9 protein-coding genes, 1 tRNA gene and 1 rRNA gene are annotated in these 11,424 nt (G+C 70.2%); 4 read left to right on the top strand and 7 right to left on the bottom strand.

Annotation, left to right across the window (positions count from 1 at the left end; all coding sequences use genetic code 11):
* Positions 1-168 precede the first annotated feature (168 nt).
* The 3 genes from ABIC70_RS03970 to purD all read left to right on the top strand — a co-directional run bounded on the left by ABIC70_RS03970 (position 169) and on the right by purD (position 3,183).
* A complete protein-coding gene (locus ABIC70_RS03970; protein WP_075380023.1) occupies positions 169-1,392 on the top strand; it encodes an oxalate decarboxylase family bicupin in 1,224 nt (407 codons plus the stop codon).
* Positions 1,393-1,476: 84 nt separating this feature from the next.
* The gene (locus ABIC70_RS03965) at positions 1,477-1,812 is read left to right on the top strand and encodes a hypothetical protein (protein WP_354438939.1); all 336 of its coding nucleotides are present in this window, start codon (positions 1,477-1,479) and stop codon (positions 1,810-1,812) included.
* Between the two features lie 96 nt (positions 1,813-1,908).
* On the top strand, positions 1,909-3,183 hold the full coding sequence (gene purD / locus ABIC70_RS03960) for a phosphoribosylamine--glycine ligase (protein WP_043385979.1): 1,275 nt from the start codon (positions 1,909-1,911) through the stop codon (positions 3,181-3,183).
* A 178-nt stretch (positions 3,184-3,361) separates the two neighbouring features.
* Here the strand turns inward: purD and ggt are convergent, their stop codons facing one another.
* Both ggt and ABIC70_RS03950 read right to left on the bottom strand, forming a co-directional pair.
* A complete protein-coding gene (gene ggt / locus ABIC70_RS03955; RefSeq protein ID WP_075380021.1) occupies positions 3,362-5,131 on the bottom strand; it encodes a gamma-glutamyltransferase in 1,770 nt (589 codons plus the stop codon).
* A gap of 217 nt (positions 5,132-5,348) precedes the next feature.
* A complete protein-coding gene (locus tag ABIC70_RS03950; RefSeq protein WP_043385983.1) occupies positions 5,349-6,359 on the bottom strand; it encodes a 1-aminocyclopropane-1-carboxylate deaminase in 1,011 nt (336 codons plus the stop codon).
* Between the two features lie 253 nt (positions 6,360-6,612).
* Here ABIC70_RS03950 and ABIC70_RS03945 point away from each other — a divergent pair, with 253 nt between their 5' ends.
* A complete protein-coding gene (locus ABIC70_RS03945) occupies positions 6,613-7,077 on the top strand; it encodes an Lrp/AsnC family transcriptional regulator (protein WP_043385985.1) in 465 nt (154 codons plus the stop codon).
* Between the two features lie 38 nt (positions 7,078-7,115).
* Here ABIC70_RS03945 and ABIC70_RS03940 read toward each other — a convergent pair whose 3' ends face one another.
* From ABIC70_RS03940 to rrf, 5 genes are all read right to left on the bottom strand, one after another.
* Complete coding sequence (locus tag ABIC70_RS03940) at positions 7,116-8,459, bottom strand: replication-associated recombination protein A (protein WP_043385987.1); 1,344 nt, start codon at positions 8,457-8,459, stop codon at positions 7,116-7,118.
* Positions 8,460-8,558: 99 nt separating this feature from the next.
* Positions 8,559-10,016: a Do family serine endopeptidase gene (locus ABIC70_RS03935; RefSeq protein ID WP_043347519.1), complete on the bottom strand. Its 1,458-nt coding sequence runs from the start codon at positions 10,014-10,016 to the stop codon at positions 8,559-8,561.
* Positions 10,017-10,142: 126 nt separating this feature from the next.
* Complete coding sequence (locus tag ABIC70_RS03930) at positions 10,143-10,622, bottom strand: Ros/MucR family transcriptional regulator (protein WP_354438938.1); 480 nt, start codon at positions 10,620-10,622, stop codon at positions 10,143-10,145.
* Positions 10,623-11,158: 536 nt separating this feature from the next.
* A tRNA-Met gene (locus tag ABIC70_RS03925) sits at positions 11,159-11,235 on the bottom strand.
* Between the two features lie 107 nt (positions 11,236-11,342).
* Positions 11,343-11,424 (bottom strand): 5S ribosomal RNA (gene rrf / locus ABIC70_RS28395); the annotation flags it as partial.

Below are 11,424 nucleotides of genomic sequence, written 5' to 3'. Positions count from 1 at the left end.
TGCACCGCTCGGGCGCTCGTCCCCCAATCGGGACGCGTCTGATCGTGCATTCAAGATATAGATCGCGCGCAGGCTCCGGGCGAGATGCCGCACTGCACGATGGTGCCCCGTTGCGGATCCTCCCGGCCGGCGTCCGGTTACCCTGCGACAGAGCAGGGACCGAGTGCGATGTCCGAGATTTCCAGGCGTGCCGTCATCGCCGTCGGCGGCGCGATGGTGGCGTCCTCCGCTGCGGCGCAATCCGCCGGGCCGGCCGCGCCCCTCCCCGAGCGCCGGGGCAAGGGCGCCGATATCCTGGGGCCGCAGAATAAGCCCCGGGCCGCCGAGGAGCCGTTCACCCTGGCGCCGCCCGGCACAGACCACGGCACGATGCCGAACCTGAAATGGTCGTTCAGCGACAGCCACATGCGACTGGAGGAGGGAGGCTGGGCGCGCCAGACCACGATCCGCGAGCTGCCGGTCTCGAAGGCCATGGCGGGGGTCAACATGCGGCTCAAGGCCGGCGCGGTCCGCGAGATGCACTGGCACAAGGAGGCCGAGTGGGCCTACATGATCAAGGGCAAGGCCCGGATCACCGCGGTCGACCAAGACGGCCGCACCTTCGCGGACGATGTCGGCGCGGGCGATCTCTGGTACTTCCCGGGCGGCATCCCGCACTCGATCCAGGGGCTCGCCGCCGACGGGATCGACGGCTGCGAGTTCCTGCTCGTGTTCGACGACGGCGGCTTCTCGGAGGATTCCACCTTCCTGCTGACCGACTGGCTGGCGCACACGCCCAAGGACGTGCTCGCGAAGAATTTCGGCCTGCCCGAGAGCGCCTTCGCCCGGATCCCCGAGAAGGAGCTCTACATCTTCCCCGGGCCGAAGCCCGGCCCGCTCACGGCCGACCGGATGGGCGGCTCGGGCCCGGTGCCGAAGTCGTTCAGCCACCGGATGCTGGCGCAGGAGCCGATCCGCACCCGGGGCGGCAGCGTGCGCATCACCGATTCCACGGTGTTCCCGGCCTCCGTGACGATCGCCGCAGCGCTGGTCGAGGTCGAGCCCGGGGGCCTGCGCGAGCTGCACTGGCACCCGAATGGCGACGAATGGCAGTACTACCTCTCGGGCAAGGGCCGGATGACCGTGTTCGGCTCGGAATCGAAGGCCCGAACCTTCGACTACCAGGCCGGCGATGTGGGCTACGTGCCCTTCGCCATGGGCCATTACATCGAGAATACCGGCGACACGACACTGACCTTCTTGGAGATCTTCAAGAGCCCGCGCTATGCCGATATCTCCCTGACCCAGTGGCTGGCTCTGACCCCGCATCCCCTGGTCCAGGCGCATACCGGGCTGGATGCCAAGCTGGTCGAGACCCTTCCGGAGACGAAATCCCCGGTCGTGCCGGGTTGACGCGGCCCGGAACCCGGACCGATTCTGGCGCGTCGAGTTCGAAAGACCACGCGATACATCGCGATACGTTGCACGGAGGGACCCATGCGCCCCGCATCCCGCGCGCTCCTCGCCCTGGCGCTCGCCCTCCCGGCCGGCGCCGCCCAGGCCCAGGTGCAGCAGAACGACCCGAACGCCGCCAACGCCTCGTTCGCCCTGCAGGGTCAGATCCGGGCGCTCAACCAGCAGCGGGTCTCGGACTTCAATACGCTGAACCAGACGATCCAGCGCAACGTCCAATTCGAGTCCTTCGGACCCGTCCTGCCCTATCGCGGCATCCGAGGGGGCATCCGGGGGGGAGTCCATGGAGGCCGTCATCTCGGTCGCCACGGGGGTGGGCGGCGCGGTGGCGTCAACACGGGCGTCTGCATCGGCTGCTAAGCGGCCGGGATATCCGCGCAGAGCGGGGACAGCCCGAAAAAAACCTTTGCCCACCGGCAGGCTTCGCCCACAAGCTCGGTCCATGGTGGCGTGCGCATGAACATTCTCCTGATCGGCTCCGGCGGCCGTGAACACGCCCTGGCGTGGCGGCTGGCCCAGAGCCCCCTCTGCACGCGCCTGTTCACGGCGCCCGGCAATCCCGGCACGGCCCGCCATGGGACGAACCGGCCGGACTTGGCCGTCACGGACCACGCGGCGGTGGCGGCCTTCTGCACGGCGGAATCGATCGGCCTCGTGGTGGTCGGGCCGGAAGCTCCCCTGGTCGCCGGGCTGGTGGACGACCTGAAGGCTGCCGGGATCCGTGCCTTCGGGCCGACCCGCGACGCCGCCCGGCTCGAGGGCTCGAAGGGGTTCACCAAGGACCTGTGCGCTGCCTGCGGCATCCCCACCGCCGCCTTCGCGCGCTTTACCGAACTGGAGCCGGCGCTGGCTTATGTCCGGCAGCAGGGGGCCCCGATCGTCGTGAAGGCGGATGGCCTCGCCGCCGGCAAGGGCGTCACCGTGGCCGAGACCCTCGACCAGGCCGAGGACGCGCTGACCGCCCTGTTCGCCGAGCCCGGCGCCGAGGTGGTGGTCGAGGAGTGCCTGTTCGGCGAGGAGGCGAGCTTCTTCGCCCTGTGCGACGGCACGCGGGCCATCTCCCTCGGCACCGCCCAGGACCACAAGCGGGTCTTCGACGGCGACCGCGGTCCCAACACCGGCGGCATGGGCGCCTATTCCCCCGCCCGGGTGGTCACTCCGGAGATCGAGGCCCGGGTGATGGCCGAGATCATCGCGCCGACGCTCGCCGGCATGCGGGCGCGGGGCTGCCCGTTCACCGGCATCCTCTATGCCGGCCTGATGCTCACCGCCGACGGCCCCAAGCTGATCGAGTACAACACCCGCTTCGGCGACCCCGAGGCGCAGGTGCTGATGCCACGCCTCGCCTCCGACCTCGTGCCGGCCCTGCTCTCGGCCTGCGAGGGCGACCTCTCCGGCGTAAGCCTGGAATTCGACGCCCAGCGGGCCGCCCTCACCGTGGTGATGGCGGCGGCGGGCTATCCGGGTGCCGTGGTCCGGGGATCGGTGATCCGCGGCGTCGATGGGGCCGAGGGCGACGGGGTTCACGTCTTTCAGGCCGGCACCCGGGCCGAGGGCGGGCAGCTCCTGGCCGATGGCGGCCGGGTCCTGGCGGTCACGGCCTTGGGCGACAGCGTCACGGACGCTCAAGGTCGCGCCTACGCGGCGGTGGCCCGGATCGACTGGCCGGAGGGTTTCTGCCGGCGCGACATCGGGTTCCGGGCGGTGGCACGGGAGGCCGGAGAGGGCTGAGCGGCAGAGTCCGCGGGCGCACGAGCCCGGGCCCTCCCCCTTTTTCCGGCGCACCGCAGGCGCGCCCCGCATCGGATCGGCCGGCAGATCCGTGCCTGCACCGTCGAGGGTGCTGGTGAGCGGGTTCCGCCGCGCGGTTCCGCCACGACGGGGTTGTTCCGATACAGCCGACCGCGCCCTATTCTCCAACCGCCGCGCCGGCGGGCCTCCGGTTGTCGTTGGCGCCGTAGAGCAGTCCCGGCCGCATCCCCTGCGTGCGCGAAGCGTCGTTGCCCGAGGACGTCGCCTCGGGGAGCGCGGGCGCCGCGGCGCGTACCGCGATCAGCTCCTGCGCCCCCCAGGGCTTCTGCTCGACGAGCGTGTGGCCCATGCTCCGCAGGATCGCTTGCGTGTCCGCCGAGAGCGCGAAGGGCTCGGCGTAGACCGTGTCGGGCAGCCACTGGTGGTGGATGCGCGGGGCGTCCACGGCCTCCTGCGGCGCCATGCCGAAATCCAGCATGTTGATCAGCGTCTGCGCGGTGATCGTGATGATCCGCGAGCCCCCCGGCGAGCCCGCCACCAGCGCGACCTTGCCGTCCCGCAGCACGATCGTGGGCGCCATGGAGGAGAGCGGGCGCTTGCCGGGCTCGATCGCGTTCTTCGTCCCCTGCACGAGGCCGAACAGGTTCGGCACCCCGGTCTTGACGGTGAAGTCGTCCATCTCGTCGTTGAGGAAGAACCCCGTATCGGCGGCGATCACCCCGGCGCCGAAATAGCCGTTGATCGTGTAGGTCAGCGCGGCCGCGTTGCCGGCCTTGTCCATCACCGAGATGTGGGTGGTCTCGGCCCGCTCCCGCGTCTCCAGGCCGGGATCCGGGCGGATCTCGGCGGACGGGGTCGCCCGGTCCGGGCGGATCGAGGCCCGGAGCGTCTCCGCATAGGCCGGCGACAGGAGCCGGTCGACCGGGTTCGCCACGAAGGCCGGATCGCCGAGCAGCAGGTTGCGGTCGGCATAGGCGCGCCGCATGGCCTCGACCATCAGGTGCACGCTTCGCGCGGAGTTGAACCCCGCCGCCCGCAGGTCGTAGCCGTCGAGGATGCCGAGGATCTCGCAGAGCGTGGTGCCGCCCGACGAGGGCGGCGGAGCCGACAGGACGGTGGCGCCCCGGTAGCGGCAGGTCAGCGGCTCGGATTGCGTTACCGTGTAGGCGGCGAAGTCGGCCGCCGTCAGCAGGCCGCCGCCCGCCCGTGAGGCCGCCTCGACGGCCTCGGGGATCGCACCCTTGTAGAACGCGTCCGAGCCGTGATCGGCGATGGCCTGGAGGGTCCGGGCCAGGTCGGCCTGGACCAGCCGGTCCCCGGGGCGCCAGGGGCTGCCGTCCGGGCGCAGGAAGATCCGGGCGACGTTGGCCTGGGCTGCGAACAGCGTGGTGCCGGATTCGAGGATGTCGGTGTCGCCCCGGGTCAGCACGAACCCGTCCCGGGCGAGCGCGATCGCCGGCGCCATCACCCGGGCCAGCGGCAGGGTGCCGTATTCGGCCAGCGCGGTGTTGAGGCCGAGCACGGTCCCGGGCACGCCGGCCGCCTTCCAGCCGCGCAGGCTCGCGCCCTTCACCACGGTGCCGGTCGCGTCGAGGTACATATCCCGGGTCGCGGCGGCCGGGGCGGTCTCGCGGAAATTGACGAAGCGGCTGCGCCCGTCGGCGGCGTGCAGCACCAGGAAGCCGCCGCCGCCGAGATTGCCGCAGCAGGGGTTCACCACCGCCTCGGCATAGGCCACCGCCACCGCGGCATCCACGGCGTTGCCGCCGGCCCGGAGGATGTCGGCGCCCACCTGCGAGGCGAGGCGCTGCGACGAGACCACCATCCCGTTCTCGGCCTCCACGGCCGGCCCCGAGGCGGCCCGCGCGGCGGGGCCGCCCAGGGCGAGCAGGGCGGCCAGGAGCAGCGCGCGTGCCGGTGCGATCATCCCTGCCCTCTCCGGTGCGGGTCCCGCGCCGCCATATAGGGGACCGCAGGCCAGAGTCGCGGCCTCCACCCTCCCCCTCATCCCGAGGCGCCGGAGCGCAGCGGAGGCCTCGAAGGAGCCTTCCAGAGGACGCTGCGATCCCTGGAGCCCTCCTTCGAGGCCCGCTGCGCGGTCACCTCAGGATGAGGCGATGGATGGGAGGCGCGTTCGCCCCGGCTCAGCCGTTGCGGAACGTGTAGCTATAGCCGTTCAGGGCCGGGGCGCCGCCGAGATGGGCGTAGAGCACCTTCGAGCCCTTCGGGAAGAAGCCCTTCTTCACGAGGTCGATCATGCCCTGCATCGACTTCCCCTCGTAGACCGGGTCGGTGATCATCCCCTCGAGCCGGGCCGAGAGCCGGATCGCTTCCACGGTCTCCTGCGAGGGCACGCCGTAGACCGGGTAGGCGTAGTCCTCGTTGAGCACCACGTCGTCGGCGACGATGTCGCCCGCGCCGACCAGGGCGGCGGTGTTCTGCGCGATGTCGAGGACCTGGGCCTTGGTCTGGGCCGGGGTGCAGGAGGCGTCGATGCCGATGACGTTGCGGGCGCGCCCGTCGGCGGAGAAGCCCACCAGCATGCCGGCATGGGTCGAGCCCGTGACCGTGCAGACCACCACGTAGTCGAAGCGCAGGCCCATCTCGGCCTCCTGCTTGCGCACCTCCTCGGCGAAGCCGACATAGCCGAGCCCGCCGTATTTGTGCACCGAGGCGCCGGCCGGGATCGCGTAGGGCTTGCCGCCTTCGGCCTCGACCTCGGCGAGCGCCCGCTTCCAGCTGTCGCGGATGCCGATGTCGAATCCGTCATCCACGAGCTGCGTCTGCGCGCCCATGATCCGCGACAGGAGGATGTTGCCGACCCGGTCGTAGACGGCGTCCTCGTGGGGCACCCAGGCCTCCTGGATCAGCCGGCACTTCATGCCGATCTTGGCGGCGACCGCCGCGACCATGCGGGTGTGGTTCGACTGCACGCCGCCGATCGACACCAGCGTGTCGGCGCCGCTCTTGATCGCGTCCGGGACGATGTATTCGAGCTTGCGCAGCTTGTTGCCGCCATAGGCGAGGCCGGAATTGCAATCCTCGCGCTTGGCGAAGATCTCAACCTCGCCGCCGAGATGAGCCGTCAGGCGCTTGAGCGGCTCGATCGGCGTCGGGCCGAAGGTCAGGGGATAGCGCTCGAACTGTGCCAGCATCGGGTCTCTCCAGATCTCGGGACGCGCCCGGGGGCAGGAGCGGTCTCCGTCCGGCCCGGATGCATCGAGGCGAGGCCCCGAGAACGACCGGGCCGTGAGGTCCCGGCTCCGTCTTCGAGGCGCAGGGAAAACTACCCGATTTGCAATGAAAGGTGCTCTCGATCTTTGGGCGTCGAAGGCCGGTCTCTTGCGTTGCCAAGCCAAAATCACGCAGGAAAGTCCGGTTTTCCAGTCGAACATGAAAGAATCGTCCATGTCCGAAGGGCTCGACCGGATCGACCAGAAGATCCTGCGCCTGCTCCAGGCGGACGGTCGGATGGCCAATGCCGAGATCGCCGAGCGGGTCGGCACCAGCGCGGCCACCTGCCACCGCCGGATCCAGCGCCTGTTCGCGGACGGGTTCGTGCGGGCGGTCCGGGCGCTGATCGATCCGATGCGGGTCGGACGCGGTACCCTGGTCTTCGTCGGCGTCGTGCTCGACCGCTCGACCCCCGAGAGCTTTTCCGAATTCGAGGCTGCCGTGCGGGCGATTCCCGTGCTCCTCGACTGCCATCTCGTGGCCGGCGACTTCGACTACATGCTGAAGATCCGGGTCTCCGACATGGCCGACTTCAACCGCCTCCACAGCGCCACGCTGATCGGCCTGCCGGGGGTGCGCCAGACCCGGACCTTCTTCGTGATGAAGGAGGTGATCGACAACGCGCCCCTCGACCTGTGACGCTGTCTTCGCTGCGCTCGCGATGACGTCGGACGCCTCTACGCCTCCCCGCGCCGTTGCTTGCGCAGAGCCTCCCACCGGTCGAGGCGCTCGGCGAGGCGGGTCTCGTAGCCGCGCTCGGTGGGCTCGTAGAGGTGCTGGCGCCCCAGCGCGTCGGGCCAGTAATCCTGTCCCGAGAAGGCATCGGGCTCGTCGTGGTCGTAGCGGTAGCCCTCGCCGTAGCCGATCCGCTTCATCAGCTTGGTCGGCGCGTTGAGGATGGTCCGCGGCGGCGGCAGGGAGCCCGCCTCCTTGGCGAGCCGGGTCGCGGCCTTATAGGCGGTGTAGACCGCGTTCGATTTCGGCGCGCAGGCGAGGTAGATCGCCGCCTGGGCGAGCGCCAGCTCCCCCTCCGGACTGCCGAGGAAGTCGAAGGCGTCCTTGGCGGCGTTGGCCACCACCAGGGCCTGCGGGTCGGCGAGCCCGATATCCTCCACCGCCATGCGCACCAGCCGGCGGGCGATGAACAGCCGGTCCTCCCCGGCATCGAGCATCCGGCAGAGATAATAGAGCGCCGCGTCCGGATCCGAGCCGCGTACGGTCTTATGCAGGGCCGAGATCAGGTTGTAGTGGCCCTCCTGCGCCTTGTCGTAGATCGGCGCCCGCCGCTGCACGATGGCCTGCAGGGCCTCCGCGTCGAGAGTCTCCCCCGGTTGCGCCGAGCGCCACACCTCCTCCGCCAGGGTCAGGGCCGCCCGCCCGTCGCCGTCGGCCATGCGGACCAGCACGCCGCGCGCCTCCTCGGTGAGCGGCAGGGCTCGGCCCGTCAGCGCCTCGGCCCGCACCAGCAGCCGCGCGATGGCGCCCGGATCGAGGGCCCGGAACAGCAGCACCCGGGCTCGGGACAGGAGCGCGGCGTTCAGCTCGAACGAGGGGTTCTCCGTCGTCGCCCCCACCAGCGTGACGGTGCCGTCCTCCATGACCGGCAGGAAGGCGTCGAGCTGCGCCCGGTTGAAGCGGTGGATCTCGTCGACGAACAGCAGGGTCGCCTGTCCGGTCGCCCGGCGCTTGCGCGCGGCCTCAAACACCTTGCGCAGGTCGGGCACGCCCGAGAAGATCGCCGAGATCTGCTCGAAATGCAGGTCCGTGCCCTGCGCCAGCAGCCGCGCCACGGTGGTCTTGCCGGTGCCGGGCGGTCCCCAGAAGATCAGCGAGCCGAGGCTGCGCCCGCGCAGCAGGCGCGTGAGCGCCCCGCCCTCCCCGGTCAGGTGCTCCTGGCCGACGACCTCGGCAAGGCTCTGCGGCCGCAGGCGGTCTGCGAGGGGGCGGCCCGCCTCGGTGCCGGAGGCGCGGCCGGAATCCGGCGCGGAGGGCGGCTCCGCGGAAGCGAACAGGTCGGACATCTGCGCATCAACACCGGGCGCGGCCGGCGGCGCAAGCGGCGCGCCCGACCTTGCCCACGCTTGCCCACGGTCGCGAGCCGGTGCCGGGCTCGCCCGGGATCAGCCGCCGAACACCGAGGTCAGGACCTCGCCGTTGCGGTTGATCGCCACTTCCCAGGAATTGAGGCTGTTGCGGGTGACCCGGTCGAGATCCTTGGTGGTCGCCATCGGCACGCCGTTGACCGCTACGATCACGTCCCCCTTCTGCAGCCCCACCCGGGCGGCGATGGAGTTCTCGTCCACGGCCTGCACGGCCACACCGTCGGCGGGGAAATCGACCTGCATCTCCTCGGCCACCGCGGGCGAGGTGTTCACGAGCGTCGCGCCCAGGAACGGCGAGCGGGTCTTCACCTTGAGCATGTCCCGCGGCCGCGTCTCCGGCGCCGGAGCGAGCTTGACCGCCACCGTCTGGCGGGTCGTGCCGCGCAGGATCCCGAACCGGGCGTTGCCCTGGATGCCCTTGAGGGCGAAGCGGTAGCCGAAGGCCTCCGGGTCGGCGACTTCCTGGCCGTCGACGGTGAGGATCAGGTCGCCGCGCTTCAGGCCCGCCTCCTCGGCGGGGCTCTTGGCCTGCAGGCTCGCCACCAGCACGCCGGTCGGGTGGTCGAGGCCCATGCTGTCGGCGATGTCGGGGGTCACGCTCTGGATGCGCGCGCCGAGCCAGGGCCGGCGCACGATGCCCGCGCCGTCGCGGGCGGCATCGACCACGGCCTTGACCATGCCCACGGGAATCGCGAAGCCGATGCCGTGGCTTCCGCCCGACTGCGAGTAGATCGCGGTGTTGATGCCCACGAGCTGGCCGCGCAGATCGACCAGCGCCCCGCCCGAATTGCCCGGGTTGATCGCCGCGTCGGTCTGAATGAAATACTGGTAGTCCGCCGAGCCGACCTGCGTGCGCGCCAGCGCCGAGACGATGCCCTGCGTCACCGTCTGGCCGACGCCGAACGGGTTGCCGATCGCCATCACGAAGTCGCCGACCTCGAGGGCGTCGGCGTCGCCGAACGGCATCGGCACGAGGCCCTTCGGCGGTTCCTTGATCTTGAGCACCGCGAGATCGGTGCGGGTGTCGCGCATCACGATCGTGGCCTCGAACTCGCGCCGGTCCGCCAGGGCGATCCGAACCTCGTTCATGTTGTCGATGACGTGGTTGTTGGTGATCACGAGCCCGTCGGCATCGACCAGCACCCCCGAGCCCAGGGACCGCTGCGCCCGGTCGCCCCGGGGTCCGCGGCCGCCCTCCGGCTCGCCGAAGAAGCGGCGCATGAACTCCTCCATGGCGCTGGTGCGCGCGCTGGAGCGCTTGTCCACGTGGGACGCGTAGACGTTCACCACCGAGGGCGCGGCCCGCTTCACCACGGGGGCGAAGGAGAGCTGCACGTCGGCCTTGCTGAGGGGCACGACCTTCGCCGTGCCGTCTTTCGCAGGCTCCCGGGTCTCCGTACGCGCCATCTGCGCCGCGGCCGGGCTGGCGGCCAGCAGGGCTGCGACGAGGGCGGGCAGGGTGAGGCGGGTCAGCATGCAGGTCTCCGGCGTCGGGGCGGGCGCGCCGTCCAGGCCGAGAGAAGGCAGGCGCACCTTGTGGCCCTACGCTATCGAGGCCGATTGCGGCAGGGCGACGACACCTTCACGGCAAGCGGTGCGTCGTCAGACGGCCTCCTTGCTACGGGTCCGCCGCTTCCCGATGGGTTGCGGCGCGGGCTCAGGCTCGGGGGGCGGCGCCGCCGTGCGCGGCTGCCCCAGTCCCAGGGAGCGGGCGAGCTGCGAGCGTTGCTCGGAATAGCTCTGCGCGGTCATCGGGTAGTCGGGGGCGAGGCCCCACTTGGCGCGGTAGGCCTCCGGAGTCAGGCCGCGCAGGGTGAGATGGCGGCGCAGCGTCTTGTAGGGCTTCCCATCCTCGAAGGAGATCAGGAAATCCGAGGTGATCGAGCGCCGGATTTCCTGCGGGGTCGCCTTGGTGGCCGGGGTGGGGGCGCCGGCATCGCAGATCCCTCGGATCGCCGCATGCACCTCGTTGAGGAGGCTGGGCAGATCCGCGCTCTGCACGTGATTGTGGCTCACATAGGCCGAGACGATCTCAGAGGCGAGAGTGACGAAGCGGAGGGAACCGTCGGTCGACTGAGCCATGTCTCGTGCGTTGCCTTCTCGTGATGACGAAGCTCGCCAGAACGCAAGCACTGCGTCGCGATTCGGGCGCCTGATACAATCGCATTCCGAAGATGGGTCAAGTCTTAAATTCAGGATCGGGGTATAAGGGTCCAAACAACGCAAGAAGAGTGATTTTGATCGCTCAACCTCAAGGAGTAATGCCTGCCAGGGCGTCGCTTGTGCGCAATCGATATTGCCACTTTGTCCTTCCGAGTCGGATATGGCCGTCTTCTACAGCCGGAGGGATGCGGCGGCGCGGGCTATAGAGCTTTTAAGCCCGCGGTTACCCGTCGATTGTGCGCTCAGGATGCATTTCCAGCCGCTATCGCGAGCGGGCGAAAGCAACTCCAGCGAGCCCTCTCGGGTGATGGGCGCAATGCGGCGCGAGAGGTCCTGTGGATTCTGGACGTCGCGGCGGCCGACCTGAAGTCGGGGCAGCTCAGATCCCTCGGCGCAGAGGGGGCGGCCGAACGAAAAAACCCGCCGCGCTTTTGGGCGCGGCGGGTTTGTGTGTTTGGTTGCGGGGACAGGATTTGAACCTGTGACCTTCAGGTTATGAGCCTGACGAGCTACCGGGCTGCTCCACCCCGCGCCAAGAGTGTCTCGGCGTGTCCGGGGCGCCTGCCGCGATGGGCGGTGGCGCTGTCGTCCGGGGCCGGATCGGTGTCGTGTCGAGGGAATGGTGCTTGCGATGGGCAGGTCTGGCGGCGACCGACTCTCCCGTGTCTTGAGACACAGTACCATAGGCGCTGGCGTGTTTAACGGCCGAGTTCGAGATGGG

It is taken from the genome of Methylobacterium sp. 1973 (genome assembly GCF_040545035.1).
In the GTDB taxonomy this organism is placed as follows: domain Bacteria; phylum Pseudomonadota; class Alphaproteobacteria; order Rhizobiales; family Beijerinckiaceae; genus Methylobacterium; species Methylobacterium fujisawaense.
Note: the sequence above shows the minus strand (reverse complement) of the source record. Positions and strands in the feature narration are given on the sequence as shown.